The organism is Microbacterium faecale (assembly GCF_014640975.1).
Lineage (GTDB): Bacteria > Actinomycetota > Actinomycetes > Actinomycetales > Microbacteriaceae > Microbacterium > Microbacterium faecale.
Window position 1 is genome coordinate 1410320 of sequence record NZ_BMHO01000001.1, and the last position, 17104, is coordinate 1427423.

The 17104-nt window shown below is 69.6% G+C and carries 14 protein-coding genes; 10 read left to right on the plus strand and 4 right to left on the minus strand.

The window, feature by feature from the left end:
• The first annotated feature begins 18 nt into the window (after positions 1-18).
• Entirely contained in the window at positions 19-528 is a 510-nt protein-coding gene (locus tag IEW87_RS06715; RefSeq protein ID WP_188711503.1) for a hypothetical protein, read from the plus strand.
• Here the strand turns inward: IEW87_RS06715 and IEW87_RS06720 are convergent.
• Complete coding sequence (locus IEW87_RS06720; RefSeq protein WP_188711504.1) at positions 511-957, minus strand: DUF4260 domain-containing protein; 447 nt, start codon at positions 955-957, stop codon at positions 511-513. The genes IEW87_RS06715 and IEW87_RS06720 overlap by 18 nt on opposite strands.
• A gap of 182 nt (positions 958-1139) precedes the next feature.
• Positions 1140-2804 (minus strand): HNH endonuclease signature motif containing protein, encoded by a 1665-nt coding sequence (locus IEW87_RS06725; RefSeq protein WP_188711505.1) that lies wholly within the window; start codon positions 2802-2804, stop codon positions 1140-1142.
• A 149-nt stretch (positions 2805-2953) separates the two neighbouring features.
• Between IEW87_RS06725 and IEW87_RS06730 the strand changes: the two genes are divergently transcribed.
• Positions 2954-3541 (plus strand): DUF2249 domain-containing protein, encoded by a 588-nt coding sequence (locus IEW87_RS06730; RefSeq protein WP_188711506.1) that lies wholly within the window; start codon positions 2954-2956, stop codon positions 3539-3541.
• Positions 3542-3548: 7 nt separating this feature from the next.
• Here IEW87_RS06730 and IEW87_RS06735 read toward each other — a convergent pair whose 3' ends face one another.
• Together IEW87_RS06735 and IEW87_RS06740 are read right to left on the minus strand one after the other, a co-directional pair.
• Positions 3549-4388, minus strand: a complete 840-nt coding sequence (locus IEW87_RS06735) for a CPBP family intramembrane glutamic endopeptidase (RefSeq protein ID WP_188711507.1) — start codon at positions 4386-4388, stop codon at positions 3549-3551.
• Complete coding sequence (locus IEW87_RS06740) at positions 4378-5115, minus strand: SGNH/GDSL hydrolase family protein (RefSeq protein WP_188711508.1); 738 nt, start codon at positions 5113-5115, stop codon at positions 4378-4380. Before IEW87_RS06740 ends, IEW87_RS06735 begins: the two co-directional genes overlap by 11 nt.
• A 34-nt stretch (positions 5116-5149) precedes the next feature.
• Here IEW87_RS06740 and argS point away from each other — a divergent pair, with 34 nt between their 5' ends.
• From argS to IEW87_RS06780, 8 genes are all read left to right on the plus strand, one after another.
• Complete coding sequence (gene argS, locus IEW87_RS06745; protein WP_188711509.1) at positions 5150-6805, plus strand: arginine--tRNA ligase; 1656 nt, start codon at positions 5150-5152, stop codon at positions 6803-6805.
• A gap of 116 nt (positions 6806-6921) precedes the next feature.
• Positions 6922-8355 (plus strand): diaminopimelate decarboxylase, encoded by a 1434-nt coding sequence (gene lysA / locus IEW87_RS06750; RefSeq protein ID WP_188711510.1) that lies wholly within the window; start codon positions 6922-6924, stop codon positions 8353-8355.
• Positions 8352-9668 carry a homoserine dehydrogenase gene (locus IEW87_RS06755; RefSeq protein WP_188711511.1) on the plus strand — a complete coding sequence of 439 codons (1317 nt, stop codon included), beginning with the start codon at positions 8352-8354 and terminating at the stop codon, positions 9666-9668. The genes lysA and IEW87_RS06755 overlap by 4 nt, the downstream gene beginning before the upstream one ends.
• 2 nt (positions 9669-9670) lie before the next feature.
• Positions 9671-10615: a homoserine kinase gene (gene thrB, locus IEW87_RS06760; protein WP_188711512.1), complete on the plus strand. Its 945-nt coding sequence runs from the start codon at positions 9671-9673 to the stop codon at positions 10613-10615.
• A gap of 160 nt (positions 10616-10775) precedes the next feature.
• The gene (gene rho, locus IEW87_RS06765) at positions 10776-12992 is read left to right on the plus strand and encodes a transcription termination factor Rho (protein ID WP_373285096.1); all 2217 of its coding nucleotides are present in this window, start codon (positions 10776-10778) and stop codon (positions 12990-12992) included.
• An 8-nt stretch (positions 12993-13000) separates the two neighbouring features.
• Positions 13001-14074: a peptide chain release factor 1 gene (gene prfA / locus IEW87_RS06770; protein ID WP_188711513.1), complete on the plus strand. Its 1074-nt coding sequence runs from the start codon at positions 13001-13003 to the stop codon at positions 14072-14074.
• A gap of 71 nt (positions 14075-14145) precedes the next feature.
• Positions 14146-15549, plus strand: coding sequence for a threonine synthase (gene thrC, locus IEW87_RS06775; protein ID WP_188711514.1), 1404 nt, complete (start codon positions 14146-14148; stop codon positions 15547-15549).
• A gap of 102 nt (positions 15550-15651) precedes the next feature.
• Entirely contained in the window at positions 15652-17055 is a 1404-nt protein-coding gene (locus tag IEW87_RS06780) for an amidase (RefSeq protein ID WP_229731000.1), read from the plus strand.
• Positions 17056-17104 lie beyond the last annotated feature (49 nt).

The following is a 17104-nucleotide window of genomic DNA, read 5'->3' on the forward strand; positions in this document are numbered from 1 at the left end:
CGTACTCTCGCCTGGATCGTGATCGCGTTGGTGGTGTTGATCATCGAACTCGGCGCGACGATCGGCAGCACCACCGGTGAGTCGTTCTCGCCGGTAGACGGTTGGGGAGAGACTCGCCACGCCGACACATTGACGTTCGTCATCGTGGTCGTCGGCTGTGGGTCCCTGGCATTCTTCGACCGGTTTCCCCGTACGGTGGCGATCATCAGCACGGCGTCCTATCTCGTCTTCGCCCTTCGTGACCACGAGCTGGGGATGTTCTTGCCGCCCATGGTGGTGATCTTCGGGCTCGCGGCGCACGGCGGGCGCAGGTTCGCCGCGATCAGCTTCGCCGTGGCAAGCCTCGCGGCCGGCCTGGTCTGGGTGGCCAGTCGCGCGGGCACCGTTGAAGAGCCTGGAGTTGCCCTGCTGGCGTGGGTTGCCTTCGGCAGTGTCCTCGCTGCCTTCTTCTGCGTGCCGCTGCTGATCGGCGAGATCGTGCGCGCCCGCTCGATGCTGCACGATGCTCGGTCAGCCGCCGCCGGCTGATGTCTTCCGAGCCTCTGACGAGGGTTTCCGCGACCCCGCAGTCGTGCCGAGGATCCCCAGGTGGGTGTGACCGAACGGGCCGAGCTTCAGCCCGAAGCCCAAGGCGCGGTCGACGGCGACGTGGAAGCCCCAACTCGCGGCGACGACCGCGATCCAGTCGAGACTGACGCCGCCGAGCTGCAGCCCCGCCCACACTGTGATCAGCGCGGCCGGCGCGGCGTAGTTGTGGACCAGGTTGTAGCAGAACGCGCCCACCCGCTCGTTGATCACGTATCCCAGCGCCGAGATGTCGAAGGCGAGGAAGGCGGCCAGCAGGATCCACCAGGGCTGGCCCCACGCGATCATGGCGACGACGATTGCGCTCGCGACAAGCGCGTTCTCCAGTCTCTGCCAGCCGACTGCGCGGCGCTGTGGCTTCTGGTCCGACATCATCTGGCTCCTCTTCTGCAGCACGGTGACCACCGATTGAACGCCGCTCCGGCACCCGCGAGAGGGAACAGCGGGGTGCGCCGGATCATTCCGTGGTCGACGCCGTCCCGCGACGGATATGCAGTCGCGCTCAGGGTACCGGTGGCTGGGAAGTCGGCGTGTGGACCGCGGACGGGCTGGAGCTATTGCTCGACGCGTTCCGGGTCGACGATGGTTCCGGCAGCGAGACCCTCGAGAAACTCCTCTGCCGTCCACCCGAACACCCGATCGTCGCCCGTCGCCAACCAGTGGGACGTCGCGTCATCGCAGGGGCCGAAGGTGCTGCTGCGGTCTCCGTCGGGACGTGAGCGCGAGGCCCGCTCGTGCGCCGCGCGCTGCTCCCGTGCGATCTCGCGCCGCTCTTCCGCACGGCTCTGCTCGGCCCTGCGCGCCCGCTTCGCCGCGAGCCGCTCCTGTTCGAGTTCGGCTGCGCCCGGCGTCTCCTGGAAGAAGACGCGGCTGACCGGCTCGTCCGTCACGACTTTTCCTGTCGGCGTGGTCCATTCGAACACGCCACCTCCGACCTGCCGTACGCCCCAGGCGTCCTGATGTTTCATCTGGTGGTGCGCGGCGCACAGCGACTCGAGGTTGGACAGTTCCGTCGTGCCGCCGCGCGCATAATCGTGCGCGTGATCGACATCACATCGGTGTGCGGGCACACGACACCCCGGGAAGCGACACGCCATGTCTCGCGCGACGAGTGCTCGGCGCTGCGCCACAGTGGGGCGGTAGTGGTCGACGGCGGTGATCGCGCCGTCGACCGGTCGGTGGAAGATGCGCTCCCAGCCGACGGTGTTGCCCGCCACGATGCGCGCGGTGTCGGGGGAGATGAGCGCCCCGCCATCGATCCACGCGACGCCGTCGTCGGGGTCGATCAGCTGTGAAGTAGGAACGGTGACGTGCACGCTTGCCCGTACGCCGCTCAGTGAGGATCCGGTTCCCGAGGCGACGAGGTCGTGTCCGCTCGGCGCAGCGGTGAGGAGGAGATCCAGCAGCAGATCGACACGGATCTGGTCCATCGTCCGCCGATCGGTTGCCGCGATCGCGACCGCGTCGCCGCCATCGATCTCGCCCGACACGGGAGCCGTCCAGCCGTCCTCCGGGAGATATCCGTGGTCGTCGCGGAAGGCGCTCCGCGCGCGGGACCGGTCGGCCTTGATGGCCCGGCCCATCTGTGTGAGGCGATCGTGCAGCGCGTGCGTCTCGAACGTGGGCGCGAGGAGCAGCAGCTCGCTCATGCCGTCGTCGAGGTCGGTGATCGTGATCCTGCGCTCGGTGCGCGCCTCGGCGTGCCGCTCTCGCAGCGTGCGGGGAGCGAGGTCTGCGGCCTGCTTGGCGAGGATGCGCCGGAGTTCGCCCGGGGTGCGCGTTTCGGCGAACGGCACGGCGTTCTGATCGAGTGACGCCCGGCCGCCGGCGTCGAGGTTCGCGCCGGCTCGCGCGACCTGCTCGGCATGCTTCCGTGTGCACTTTCCCTCACACATCGACTCGAGGATCGCCGGCGAGTCGTCGTGGATCTGTTCGGCGATCGCGAGCTGCGCGGACGCCGAAGACGGGTGGACGCGCATCGCGAGCGCGACCTGCGCGGACATCGAGCGCCGCGCGTACTCGCGGGCGGCGTGGTTTGGCGATCCGGCCGCTGTCGCGTCGGCGAGCTTCGCCAGGCGCGCCTGGAGCGACAGGATGTGACCCTCGATCATCGACGCGGCCTCGACGGCGTCGGCGAGTTCGTCGAGCGCTGCTCGCGCCTCGACGCGCTGTTCGGGCGTGAGGCCCGCCAGTCGGTCGTCGAACTCGTCTTCCGTCATGAGCACATTCTATCGAACAAAAATACGGGAAACAAGAGTAGAGAGTAAGGAAAAATAGAACAAAGGTGCTATGGGTGCAGTGAATCCATCGAGCCCCGACGCCTGCGCCGACTCGTAGACTCCGGAGGACGGACCCGGGAGGAGCCCCGATGGAATCACAGATACTCGACGTCCGAAGCGTGTCGAAAACCGAGCGTCATCCGCGCATCTTTGCCGCATACGACGCGCTCGCCGCCGCAGAGTCCTTCGTTCTCGTGAACGACCACGATCCGAAACATCTCCGCGATGAATTCGACCGCGAACACCCGGGCAGCTTCAGTTGGGACTACGAGAATCGTGACGACGGCGACTGGCGGGTGCGCATCTCGAAGCTCACTTCGACGGCGCTACCGCGCATCGTCGGCGACAGCGCCGCGGAGGGGAGCTCAGGCGCCGTGTGGAATCTCGCCGCCCGTGACCGCACGCTCGACGCCAACGTGATCTCGCTTCCCGCCGGCGACGGCATCGCCGAGCACGTCGGCCCCGATCTCGACGTGCTCGTGCACGTGGTCAGCGGATCCGGGACCCTCGTGACCGAGCGCGGCGACGTCGCGCTCGTCCCGGGTGCACTGGTCTGGCTGCCGAAACGTTCGCGGCGCGCGTTCGCCGCCGGGTCCGACGGGCTGCGCTATCTGACCGTGCACCAGCGCAAGAAGATGCTCGGCCTCAGCCCGCGCCCGGCCGGCGCCGCGCGGTGACGGGCGCTCAGTTGACCAGGAAGAACGCGTCGAGCATCCCTGGATTGTGCGCGTGGACGAGCACTGCGAACACGACGGCGTCGAACAGCAGGTGCACGGTCACCACGTAGGCGAGTGACCGTGTCCGCAGGAAGATGACACCCTGGAGCAGCGCGAACGGGATCGTGAGCACGGGACCCCACGCGCGGTAGCCGAGCTCCCAGAGGAACGACACGAACACGATCGCCTGCAGCAGGTTCGCCGTCCAGTTCGGCAGGTGACGCCGCAGCAGCGCGAACACCGTGCAGATGAAGAACAGCTCGTCCCAGATGCCGACGGCGCCGACTCCCACGAACAGGCGTGCCATGAGGTCGGGCGTGTCCACGACCGGCCAGTTGAGGTAGACGTCGCTCGTGATGAAGTAGAACGGCAGGATCAGCCAGCCGAGGACGAGTACGGCGGCCAGCCAGACCCACTGCGCGGGCCGCCACCGCTCACCCGTACGCCACGGGAAGCGGATCGCGTGGTCGCGGAACACGAAGCGCGACAGCAGATAGGGGACGGCGACGGCACCGCCAAGCGCGATGGTGAACCGGACCATCGCCGCGTTGTCGAGTTCGGCGGCGAGCGGGATCGCGCTGACGATGAGCATCCCGACGACGATGAGCGCGAGGTCGCGGAGGAGTCCGGACCGCGTGTGCCGATCTGCCAGCCAGGCGCCCGCGAGGCCGACGGCGGAGAGGATCCAGCCGACCCAGGTGATCTCGAGGACGAAAAACGCGGGAGCCGCAAGGCAGACTGCGAGAGCCGGGAGGAAGGCGGCCCGCGCGCTGCCGGCGCGCGCGGGAGCTGTGTCGTCAGCTCTCATCAGGCGTCATGTCGATCGCCTCGAGCTCGACCGCGAGCCGTTCGGCGAGGTATTCGTGGCCACTGTCGGAGGGATGATTCCGACTCTTCTTCGACGTGTCGATGACGTTCGCGAAATTGTCCTCGGTGATCCACTGCTCTGTGAGGGGAGAGATGTAGGCGACCTCCTCGACGTTCGCGAGGCGGCTCAGCACCGTGTCGATCTTGCGCACGCTGTCATTCACCGGGAGCACGCTTGGAGCCGGTCCGAGCACGACGAGCTCCGCGCTCGGGTAGCGCGTCTGGAGCGCGCGCCAGACGGAGTGGGCAGCCGCCGACAGCCCGTCGAGATCGCTGCCGCGGTCGTTGATGGATCCCTGCACGACGATGACGTCGGGCTCGAGATTCGGATCCAGCTGCAGCACGCGGGTGCCGTAGACGCCGCCGAGCTCGCCGGGGCGCAGATAGCCGCTGCCGTTCTCGCCATCGACCGTGGTGTCCCAGCCGAGCGACTCGCCCGCGAGGTACGCGTATCCGCCCGTCGGCGTGGTCGCGGCCATCCCGTAGGTCCAGGAGTCGCCGAATACGAGAAGTGACGGTTCGTCGCTCTCCGCGGGCGTGTCCTCCGGCGCGGCGTAGGGCATGCCGCCCGAGACGTCGACGCCGTACGACTCGCTGGCGCATCCGGCGAGCGCGAAGCATCCGATCAGGACGGCGGCTGCGGCGAGGCGGGCGTGACCACGGTGCATCCTCCAAGCGTATGGCTTCTAAGATTGATTCCCTATGAACCCCGACGCTCTCGCCTCCGCCCTGCTCGCCGTCCTCGACGCCGTCGCGGAAAAGCGCCGCCCCGGCGAGCCACTCGGAGTGTCGGCCGATGACATCACGTTCGAACGCCCGCGCAACCGCGACCACGGGGACTGGGCGACCAACACCGCGATGAAGTTCGCAGGGCGTGTCGGCCAGAACCCGCGCGAACTCGCGCAGGAGCTCGCGGACGGCCTCGCATCCGTCGACGGCGTCGCCTCGGTCGAGGTTGCGGGACCGGGCTTCATCAACATCCGCCTCGACGCCGCGGCCGCGGGACAGCTCGCGAAGACGATCGTCGAGGCCGGCGCGGAATACGGGCGCAACGACGCCCAGGCGGGCAACCGCGTCAACCTCGAGTTCGTCAGCGCGAACCCGGTCGGGCCCCTGCACGTGGCGCACACGCGCTGGGCGGCGCTCGGCGATGCGATCGCCCGACTGCTCGAGGCATCCGGGGCCACCGTCGCCCGGGAGTACTACATCAACGACGCCGGCGCGCAGATGGATCGCTTCGGCGCCTCGATCGTGGCGGCGCTGAACGACGAGGAGAAGCCGGAGGGCGGCTACTCCGGTTCGTACATCGACGAGCTCGGCCGCGCCGTGCTCCAGGAGCGCCCCGACCTGCTCTCGCTGCCCCGCGACGAGCAGCTCACCCTCGCCCGCGATCTGGCTTACCCGCACCAGCTGGCCGAGATCAAGGCCTCCCTCGCCGCGTTCAACGTCGAGTTCGACGTCTGGTTCTCGGAGCGCGACCTGCATGCGGGGGATCCGAGCCTCATCGACGGCGCCGTCGACCGCCTGCGCGAGCAGGGGCACGTCTACGATGCCGACGACGCCGTGTGGGTGCGGACGACCGACTTCGGCGACGACAAGGATCGCGTCATCCGCCGCGGCAACGGCGTCTACACCTACTTCGCCGCGGATGCCGCGTACTACCTCGACAAGAGCGACCGCGGCTGGATCAGCAAGATCTACCTGCTCGGAGCCGACCACCACGGGTACGTGCACCGCCTCAAGGCGCTCGCAGGCGCCGCCGGAGAGGATCCCGAGAAGAACATCGAGGTCCTCATCGGCCAGATGGTGTCGATCAACGGCGCGCGCCTCTCGAAGCGTGCGGGAAACATCATCGAGATGGACGACATCGTCGCGTGGGTCGGGACCGACGCGCTGCGATACTCGCTCGAGCGCTCGCCGGCCGACTCGCCCCTCGACCTGGATCCCGAGCTGCTGCAGAAGCGCACGAACGACAACCCGGTCTTCTACGTGCAGTACGCCCACGCGCGCACCCACAACGTTGCGCGCAACGCCGCCGACTCCGACGTGGCGCGGGAGGAGTTCCACCCCGAGCTGCTCACGCACGAGACGGAGGCAGCCCTCCTCGGCGCGCTGCAGGAGTTCCCTCGCATCGTCGGCTACGCGGCAGAGGTGCGCGAACCGCACCGCGTCGCCCGCTATCTCGAGGAGCTCGCCGGCCTCTACCACCGCTGGTACGACCGCTGCCGTGTCACGCCGAAGGGTGACGGCGCCGTCGAGCCGGTGCACCACACGCGCCTGTGGCTCAACGACGCGACCGGTCAGGTGCTGCGTAACGGCCTCTCGCTCCTCGGCGTGAGCGCACCCGAACGGATGTGACCGCGTCTCACGCGACACCGTCCGCCCGGCGGTCACAGTAGACTCGTCAGACACCCGGCGTGACGGCGATCGCGGCGGGTCCCTGCCTCGTCAATCCGTAAGGTCGTACCCGCTCGATGGTCTCCGCGTCCGGCACCGCTCACCCGCTCGCCCCCTCATGGCTCAGCGTCCCCGCGGACGCGAACGACCTGCCCGAGCGCGTCTGGCCCGCATCCGCGCACCGGGCAGGCGGAGAACTCGTTGTCGGCGGTCTGACGGCGACCGAGCTCGTGTCGCGTCACGGCACCCCGCTCATGGTCCTCGACGAAGACGACGTCCGCGGTCGCGCGGAGCGGACCTATCGTGCCTTCTCCCACGCGACGTCACGTCACGGCGGCACCTGCCGCGTGTACTACGCGGGCAAGGCGCTCCTGACGGCGGACATCGCGCGCTGGGTGCTCGACGCCGGTCTCAGCATCGATGTGTGCTCGCGCGGCGAGCTTGAGACCGCGCTCGCCGCGGGCGTGCCCGCCGACCGCATCGGATTCCACGGGAACAACAAGTCCTTCGGCGAGCTCGAGCGGGCGGTCTCGGTCGGTATCGGCACGATCATCGTCGACTCCGACATCGAGATCGAGCGGATCGGCGCGATCACGGAGCGCCTCGGGCGCGACCAGCGCGTTCTCGTTCGGGTGCGCAGCGGCGTTCACGCCGACACTCACGAGTTCCTTGCAACGGCGCACGAAGACCAGAAGTTCGGTTTCTCCCTTGACGAGGGCGAGGCGGCGGTGCGCCGGATCCGCGAGCTCCCGCACGTCGAATTCCTCGGCCTGCATTGCCACATCGGATCCCAGATCTTCGGCGTCGACGGCTTCCGCGAGTCGGCGTCGCGCGTGCTCGACCTGCACCAGCGTCTGCTCGACGGCGGACCAGTGCCGCTGCTGAACCTCGGCGGCGGATTCGGCATCGCCTACACGCGCGTCGAAGACCCCGCCCCGATCGAGGAGCTCGCGGACGGCATCGTCGACGCGGTCCAGACGGAATGCCAGGCGCGGGGGATCGCGTTGCCCGCGCTCGCGTTCGAGCCCGGCCGATCCATCGTCGGCCCCGGCGGCATCACGCTTTACGAGGTCGGCACGACCAAGCAGGTCGCCGTTGATACCGCGCAGGGCGCGGCCGATCGCCTCTACGTCGCGGTCGATGGCGGGATGAGCGACAACATTCGCCCCGCGCTGTACGGCGCGCACTACTCGGCGCGGATCGCCTCGCGGGTCTCCGCGGCGGATCCGACGCTCGTGCGCGTGGTGGGCATGCACTGCGAATCGGGCGACATCGTCGTCGACAGCGAGTACCTGCCGAGCGACGTCGCACCCGGCGACCTGGTCGCCGTGGCGGCGACCGGCGCGTACTCGGCCGCGATGGCGAGCAACTACAACCACGTCCCGCGCCCGCCCGTTGTGGCGGTGCGCGACGGCGAGACCCGCGTCCTGCTGCGCGGCGAGACGATCGACGATCTTCTCGCGCGCGATACGGGCCTCCTGCCACCCGTCCGCAATCAGGGAGAAGAATGATCGAACACCGAACTCTGCGCGTCGCGCTGCTCGGAGCCGGATCCGTCGGGTCGCAGGTCGCGCGCCTGCTTCTCGACAACACGGACGAGCTTTCGGAGCGCGCGGGTGCCCGACTCGAGCTCGCGGGAATCGCTGTCCGTGACGTCAACGCACCGCGCGACGTCGAGCTGCCGCAGGAGCTGCTCACGACAGACGCACACGAGCTGATCGTCGGCGCTGACATCGTCATCGAGCTCATGGGCGGGATCGAGCCGGCGCGCACGCACATCATCGAGGCGCTGCAGTCCGGTGCCGACGTCGTGACGGGCAACAAGGCCCTGCTCGCGAGCCACGGCGCGGAGATCTTCGACGCGGCAGACCAGGTCGGCGCCTCCGTCTCCTACGAGGCGTCGGTCGCGGCCGCGATCCCGATCCTGCGCCCGCTCAAGGACTCTCTCGCCGGCGACCACGTCCGACGCATCTTCGGCATCGTCAACGGCACGACGAACTACATCCTCGACCGCATGGACCGTGAGGGTGCCGACTTCGACGAGGTGCTCGCCGACGCCCAGGCGCTCGGGTACGCCGAGGCGGATCCGACGGCCGATGTCGAGGGGCATGACGCCGCGCAGAAGGCGGCCATCCTTGCCAGCCTCGCCTTCCACACCAACGTGCCGCTCGAGGCCGTGCACTGTGAGGGTATCGCTTCGATCGACGCCGCCGCGATCGAGAACGCGAAGAACGCCGGCTACGTCATCAAGCTCCTGGCGACGTGCGAGCAGCTCCCCGGCGAGGGGGCGGACGGCGAGGCGATCTCGGTGCGCGTCTACCCGGCCCTCGTCGACCGCGAGCATCCGCTGGCGAGCGTGCGCGGCGGAAACAACGCTGTCTACGTCGAGGCCGCAGCGGCTGGCCCGCTCATGTTCTACGGTGCCGGCGCCGGCGGGCGCGAGACGGCCTCCGCGATCCTCGGCGATGTCGTCTCGGCGGCGCGCCGCCACATCGCGGGCGGGGTCGGGATCGGCGAGTCCGCGCGCGGCGATCGCCCCGTTGCTCCGATCGGTCGCATCACGACGCGCTACCAGATCACGCTCGACGTCGCCGACAAGCAGGGCGTCCTCGCTACGGTCGCCAACATCCTCAGCGACGGCGGCGTCTCGATCGCCCGGCTCGAGCAGACGATCGCCGAAGACGAGACGGGCGCCAACCGCGCGCGCCTCGTCATCGGTACGCACCGCGCGCGCGAGCAGGCACTGAGCGACACCGTCGAGAATCTCGCCGCGAGCGATGTCGTCGTGCGCGTCGTCACGGTGCTGCGCGTGGAGGGGGAGTGAGTGTGACCTCGCCGCTCCGCTCCGTCGCGGTGCGCGTGCCCGCGACGAGCGCGAATCTCGGCCCAGGCTTCGACACGCTCGGTCTCGCGCTGAGTGCGTATGACGAGCTGACCATCACAGGCCTGCCGGCGGGCGAGCTCGACATCTCGGTGACCGGATCCGGTGCCGACGAGATCCCCGTCGACGAGAGCAACCTCATCGCCCGCACCGTGCGATACGCGTACGAGTCGGTGGGCGTCGCGGCGCCGGGGCTCCGCATCGACGCCCGTAACGGCATCCCGCACGGCCGCGGCCTCGGGTCCAGCGGATCCGCCGTGGTCGCGGGCCTGCTCGCGGCCAAGGGGCTGCTGGAGGGGCGCGCGGAGTTCAGCGATGCCGACCTGCTGCGTCTCGCGACCGAGCTCGAAGGGCACCCCGACAACGTCGCACCGGCTCTGTTCGGCGGCCTCACGATCGCGTGGACCGACGACGAGACGCCGCGTCATACGAAGCTCCTCGTGCACCGGGGCGTCGCGCCCGTGGTGTTCGTTCCTGACCGCACGATGTCGACGTCGACGGCGCGCAGCGTGCTCGACCCCGCCGTGTCCCGCGAGGACGCCGTGTTCAACCTGTCGCGGTCGGCCCTGCTGATCGCCGCGCTCACGCAGAGTCCTGAGCTGCTGATGGCCGCGACCGAGGACCGGCTCCACCAGGAGCGCCGCGCTCAGGCGATGCCGGAGACCGACGCGCTCGTCCGCGCGCTTCGCGCCGAGGGCTTCGCCGCGGTCGTGTCGGGCGCCGGCCCGAGCGTGCTCGTGTTGGCCGATGGCCCGGGGCGCCGGCTGGAGGCCGCTGCGCTGGCGGAGCGTCACACCGGCGGCACCTGGCAGGCGCTGATGCTCGCTGTCGACTTCCTCGGTGGTACAGTGAGAGAACCAGCGGAGGGTGCCTCGTTGCACGAACTCTGAACCTCCGTCGCAACTCTGCGAAGCCCCGTACGGATCCCCGACGGCAGCGCGACATCGCGTTGCAACCGGGAGATCAGCGTGCTGAACGGCGCGCGTCTTCGCGACATCTCTCGCGTGCGGATCGGCTCTGATACATCCCGTTCTCATTGAAGGAGCACTCGTGGAACCCACCACCGAGACCCCCGGCGGCGACAGCGCTGCCGATACCCAGCAGCAGATCGACCAGGCGATCGCGGCCGCCGAAGAAGCCGCCGCACCGAAGAAGGCGACCACGCGCAAGCGCGCTCCGCGTCGCGCCACGTCGAGCGGTGCAGCGGCCGACGCCGCGGTGACCGCGCCGGCCGAGGTGGAGCAGGCCGCGACGCCCGAGGCCGAGGAAGCGCCGAAGACCGCGCCCAAGAAGCGCGCCCCGCGCCGCACGAAGGCTCAGATCGAAGCAGACAAGGCTGCCGCCGAGCAGGCCGCGGCCGACGCGGCTCCGGCCGCCGACGCCGCCCCGGCAGAGCCCGCCGCCGACGCGGCCGTCGAGCAGAAGCCCGCGCGCGCAACGCGTTCGCGTGCCAAGAAGGCCGCGGCGCCCGCAGCCGAGCCGGCCGAGACCGCCGAGGTGGCGACTGCCGACGCAGCGACTGCCGAGCCCGCGGAAGACGCGCAGAAGCCGGCGCGCTCGTCCTCGCGACGCAGCCGTTCCACCAAGCCCGCAGCGACCGAGACCGACGAGAAGTCGGCTGAGGCTGCGGCATCTGACGACGGCGCGACCGACGGATCCGCCGACGCCCCCGCACGCGGATCGCGCTCGCGCAAGAAGCCCGCTGGCGCCACACAGGACGAGAAGGCCGCCGACGTTGAGAAGGCCGCCGACGACGCAAAGGCCTCCGACGCGAAGGCCTCCGACGCATCGGACGCCTCCTCGCGCGACAGCAATGGCGCGAGCTCGTCCGATGACACGGGCTCCTCCGACGACAAGGGTTCGTCTGAGGGTAAGGACGACGACAGCGATTCCGACGAGCAGGAGGGCTCCGGCCGCAACCGTCGTGGCCGTGGTCGCAACCGCCGCAAGAAGAGCAGCGGCGACTCCTCGGACGACTCCTCGGACGACCGCCGCAACGGCCAGAACGGCCAGCGCGGCGGCGGACAGCAGCAGAAGCAGCAACAGCAGGATCAGAACGGCAACCGTCGCGGACGCGGCCGTGGCCGTGGGCAGGACGAGTTCGAGCCGGAGATCAACGACGACGACGTGCTGATTCCCGTCGCCGGCGTACTCGACGTGCTCGACAACTACGCGTTCGTGCGCACGACGGGCTACCTGCCCGGCAAGCAGGACGTCTACGTCTCGCTCGGCCAGGTCAAGAAGTACAACCTGCGCAAGGGCGACGCGGTCGTCGGTGCGATCAAGCAGCCGCGCGAAGGCGAGCAGTCCGGCCGTCAGAAGTACAACGCGCTCGTGAAGGTCGACTCGGTCAACGGCCTGTCGGCAGATGACGCGGCCGGCCGTGTCGAGTTCTCCAGCCTGACGCCGCTGTACCCGCAGGAGCGTCTGCGCCTCGAGACGGCACCGGAGAAGACGACGCAGCGGATCATCGATCTCATCGCTCCGATCGGCAAGGGCCAGCGCGGCCTCATCGTCGCGCCGCCGAAGGCCGGGAAGACGATCGTCCTGCAGCAGATCGCGAACGCGATCGCGCAGAACAACCCCGAAGCTCACCTGATGGTCGTCCTCGTCGACGAGCGTCCGGAAGAGGTCACCGACATGCAGCGCTCGGTGAACGGCGAGGTCATCGCCTCCACGTTCGACCGCCCCGCAGAGGACCACACCACCGTCGCCGAGCTCGCGATCGAGCGCGCCAAGCGCCTCGTCGAGCTGGGCCGTGACGTCGTCGTGCTGCTCGACTCGATCACCCGCCTCGGCCGTGCGTACAACGTCTCGGCCCCCGCCTCGGGACGCGTGCTGTCCGGTGGCGTCGACGCGGCCGCGCTCTACCCGCCGAAGAAGTTCTTCGGTGCGGCGCGCAACATCGAGAACGGCGGCTCGCTGACGATTCTCGCCACGGCTCTCGTCGAGACCGGATCCAAGATGGACGAGGTCATCTTCGAGGAGTTCAAGGGCACCGGCAACTCCGAGCTGCGCCTCAGCCGCCAGCTCGCCGACAAGCGGATCTTCCCGGCGGTCGACGTCAACGCGTCGTCCACGCGCCGCGAGGAGATGCTGCTCAGCCCCGACGAGGTCAAGATCACCTGGAAGCTGCGTCGTGCGCTCGCGGGCATGGACCAGCAGCACGCCCTCGGCGTGATTCTCGAGAAGCTCAAGGAGACGAACTCGAACGTCGAGTTCCTCGTGCAGATGCAGAAGAGCATCCCCTCGGAGAACAGCCGCTAAGGAACGTCGTGTTCGAATCCGTCCAGACGCTGATCGACGAACACCGCCGGGTTCAGGAGGAGCTCTCCGACCCGGCGGTGCACGCCGATGCCGCGCGTGCGAAGCGCGTCAACCGCCGCTTCGCCGAGCTGTCGCGGATCGTGCGCGCTCACGAGGAGTGGGAACAGGCGACAGGCGACCTCGCGGCCGCCCGTGAGCTCGCCGCCGAGGACGATGCCTTCGCCGACGAGATCCCCGCGCTCGAGGAACAGGCCACGGAGTCGCAGGAGCACCTGCGCCGCCTGCTCATCCCGCGTGACCCCGACGATGCGCGCGACGTGATCATGGAGATCAAGGCCGGGGAGGGCGGCGCCGAGAGCGCGCTCTTCGCGGCGGATCTGCTGCGGATGTACTCGCAGTTCGCGGCGCACCAGGGCTGGAAGACCGAGATCATCGAATCGGATCCGTCCGACCTCGGTGGCTACAAGAACGTGCAGCTCGCGTTCAAGGGATCCTCGAACGACCCCGCCCAGGGGGTGTGGGCCCACCTCAAGTTCGAAGGCGGCGTGCACCGCGTGCAGCGCGTGCCGGCGACCGAATCTCAGGGGCGCATCCACACCTCGACGACGGGCGTGCTCGTCTTCCCCGAGGTCGACGAGCCCGAAGAGGTCGCGCTCGACCAGAACGATCTCAAGATCGACGTCTACCGCTCGTCTGGCCCCGGCGGCCAGTCGGTGAACACGACCGATTCGGCCGTGCGGATCACCCACCTGCCGACCGGCATCGTCGTGTCGATGCAGAACGAGAAGTCGCAGCTGCAGAACCGCGAGGCCGCGATGCGCGTGCTGCGTGCGCGCCTCTTGGCGAAGCAGCAGGAAGAGCTGGCGGCGGCCGCCTCGGACGCGCGCAAGAGCCAGATCCGCGGCATGGACCGCTCCGAGCGGATCCGCACCTACAACTTCCCCGAGAACCGCATCGCCGATCACCGCACCGGCTTCAAGGCCTACAACCTCGACCAGGTGATGGACGGCGCACTCGAGCCGGTTATCGCCAGCTGCATCGCGGCCGACGAGGCCGAGCGGCTCGAGCACCTCGGGGAGTGACCGGCCGCGGCCGTGTGCCCCGACGTGAGAGAATGGGGCGTCTCTGCCGTCCCTGACCTGAGGAGCCCTGCGTGCAGTACATCTCGACTCGAGGCGGTTCGGATCCGATGTCGTACAGCGAGGCCCTCCTCGAGGGGCTCGCGCCAGACGGCGGGCTCGCTGTTCCCGCGGAGATGCCGCAGGTCGACGCCGCGACTCTCGAGCGCTGGCGTGCGCTGAGCTACGCCGAACTCGCGACCGAGGTGCTGGGTCTGTTCGCCACGGACATCCCCCGCGACGACCTTGCCGGGATGACCGTGCGCGCCTACGCGGTGTTCCCGCGGCCCGTCGTCCCCGTGCGGCGGCTCGACGCCGACATCTCCCTCGTGGGGCTGTCGGAGGGGCCGACGCTCGCGTTCAAGGACATGGCCATGCAGTTCCTCGGCCAGGTGCTCGAGTACACGCTCGAGCGTGCGGGCTCCGTCATGAACGTGCTGGGCGCGACCTCCGGTGACACGGGATCCGCCGCCGAGCACGCGTTGCGGGGCAAGGAGCGGGTCGCCGTGTTCATGCTCTCGCCGCAGGGACGGATGAGTGCGTTCCAGCGCGCGCAGATGTACTCGATCGACGACGCGAACGTGCACAACATCGCTGTCGAGGGCGTGTTCGACGACTGCCAGAACCTCGTCAAGGAGCTGGCGGGCGACCTCGACTTCAAACACGCGCACCACCTCGGCGCCGTGAACTCCATCAACCTCGCGCGGATCACGGCGCAGGTCGTCTACTACTTCTGGGGCTGGCTGCGCGCGACCGATGAGACCGGGGCGCAGCCCGTCTCCTTCGCGGTGCCGACGGGCAACTTCGGCAACATCCTGTCCGGGCTGTACGCTCGACTGATGGGGCTCCCCGTGCACCGTCTGGTGCTCGCGACCAATGAGAACAATGTCCTCGACGAGTTCTTCCGCACGGGCATGTACCGGCCGCGCGGCGCGGCCGACACGCATGCGACGTCGAGCCCGTCGATGGACATCTCCAAGGCCTCGAACCTCGAGCGGTTCATCTTCGAGCTCGTCGGACGCGACGCCTCGCGCGTCGTCGCGGCGTGGGACGCACTCGCCGACGGCGGTGAGGCGGACTTCTCCGGCGAGCAGGCGCGATTCGGCGAGGAATTCGGCTTCGTCAGCGCGACCTCGACGCATGCCGACCGGCTCGCGACGATCCGCGCCGTGCACGAGGCCACCGGCGAGATCATCGATCCGCACACCGCCGACGGCGTGGCCATCGCCCGTCAGCACCTCGACGACGGGGTGCCGATGCTCGTGCTCGAGACGGCCAAGCCGCAGAAGTTCGCCGAGACGATCCAGGAGGCGCTTGGCGTCGACCTCGATCTCCCGGAGGATCAGCGGGCCATGATGGACGCGCCGCAGCACGTCACCGAGCTCGCTGACGACGCCGCCGAGCTGCGGACGTTCATCGAGCGGCACGCCCTCCGCTGACGCCGGCGGAGTCCTCGGCGCTCCACCTGACACAAATGCACCCAAACGCGCGTCTTTGGGTGCATTTGCGTCATGTGGGCGGAGGCGGGAGAGGATGGGGACGTGACTCTCGTGGAACTCGTTCGTCAGCTGCAGCGCGGCGAGGTGACGCCTCTCGAGGCCGCCCGCACGTGCCTCGACCGCATCGAGGGGGAGCGGCTCGGCGCCTTCGTCGAGGTGACCGCCGAACGCGCGCTCGCTCAGGCTGCGGCGCTCGGAGAGCCGCCTGAGGATCCGCCCGCGCTCTGGGGCGTGCCGCTCGCGGACAAGGATCTCGTCGCCCGCGCCGGGGTGCCGACGCGCTACGGATCCCGCGCGTTCCGCGACAACGTGCCAACCGTTTCGGATCCGATCGCGGCCGCACTCGACCGGCTCGGGTCCGTGAGCCTCGGCAAGACGTCGACGCCCGAATTCGGCATGACCGGCTACACCGAGCCGGCCGCAGGCGCACCCGCGCGCAACCCATGGGATCCCACGACGGGCGCGGGCGGTTCCTCCGGGGGAGCGGCGATCGCGGTGGCCACTGGCATGCTCCCGGCGGCCCCGGCTTCCGACGCGGGCGGCTCGATCCGGATCCCCGCCGCCACGGTCGGTGTGGTCGGGCTCAAGCCGTCGCGCGGCCGGCTGCCGTTCGCCAACGGGCTCAGCGGCACGGGCGGCCTCTCGACGGCCGGGCCGATTGCGCGCACCGTCGAGGACGCGGCATACCTGCTCGACGCGCTCATCGGATCCGCGCCCCACCGGAACGCGACCCGCGCGCCGGACCCCGTTCCGACGGGTTCGTTCGTCGCGGCGCTGCGCACGGATCCGGGCAGGCTGCGGATCGGGACGACGCTCGTCACGCCGTGGGATGGCTGGACCGACACCACGCTCGATCCGGGCGCGCGCGACGCGTACGACTGGGCCGCACGTACCCTCGCGGCCGCCCACGACGTCGACGATGCCGCCTGGCAGCCCCGCGGCTATCCGGAGATGTTCACCACGATCTGGCGCGCCTCCGCCGCCGGGCTCCCCGTCGCCGACGACGATCTCGATGCCCTCGTCGAACCCTTCACCGCGTGGATGGCCCGCGAGGCACGCGCCATGCCCGCATCCGAAGCCATCGGCGGGTTCGAAGCCGCGTCGGCATTCGAACGCCAGACGATCGAGGCGTTCTCTCCCTTCGACGCCGTGCTTACGCCAGCGCTCGCGATGTCTCCACGGCCGCTCGGATGGTTCTCGAGCGACACCTCACCCCTGGAGAACTTCGCCCGCCAGTGCCAGTACGCGCCGCACACGAGCTTCGTGAACGTCGCCGGTCTGCCGGCCATCACCGTCCCCGCGCCGGCCGCTCCGGGGCAGCGGCCCTGGAGCGTGCAGCTGGTCGGGCGGCCCGGCGGTGAGACACGGATCCTGCAGCTCGCGGCACAGCTCGAGCGGGCGCGCGGCCCACTCCCGTGGCCGGCGAACGCCCCCACCACGCCCTGACACACGCGGAGCACCACCCACTCTGCCCCCCCCGGCGAGCAAATCAGCG

Excerpts from the sequence above, each read along its gene's own strand:
- IEW87_RS06755 (WP_188711511.1), top strand. The coding sequence starts at position 8,352 with ATGATCGAACACCGAACTCTGCGCGTCGCGCTGCTCGGAGCCGGATCC.
- argS (WP_188711509.1), top strand. The coding sequence starts at position 5,150 with ATGAACCCCGACGCTCTCGCCTCCGCCCTGCTCGCCGTCCTCGACGCC.
- IEW87_RS06725 (WP_188711505.1), bottom strand. The coding sequence starts at position 2,804 with ATGACGGAAGACGAGTTCGACGACCGACTGGCGGGCCTCACGCCCGAA.
- lysA (WP_188711510.1), top strand. The coding sequence starts at position 6,922 with ATGGTCTCCGCGTCCGGCACCGCTCACCCGCTCGCCCCCTCATGGCTC.
- IEW87_RS06735 (WP_188711507.1), bottom strand. The coding sequence starts at position 4,388 with ATGAGAGCTGACGACACAGCTCCCGCGCGCGCCGGCAGCGCGCGGGCC.
- IEW87_RS06720 (WP_188711504.1), bottom strand. The coding sequence starts at position 957 with ATGTCGGACCAGAAGCCACAGCGCCGCGCAGTCGGCTGGCAGAGACTG.
- IEW87_RS06740 (WP_188711508.1), bottom strand. The coding sequence starts at position 5,115 with ATGCACCGTGGTCACGCCCGCCTCGCCGCAGCCGCCGTCCTGATCGGA.
- IEW87_RS06730 (WP_188711506.1), top strand. The coding sequence starts at position 2,954 with ATGGAATCACAGATACTCGACGTCCGAAGCGTGTCGAAAACCGAGCGT.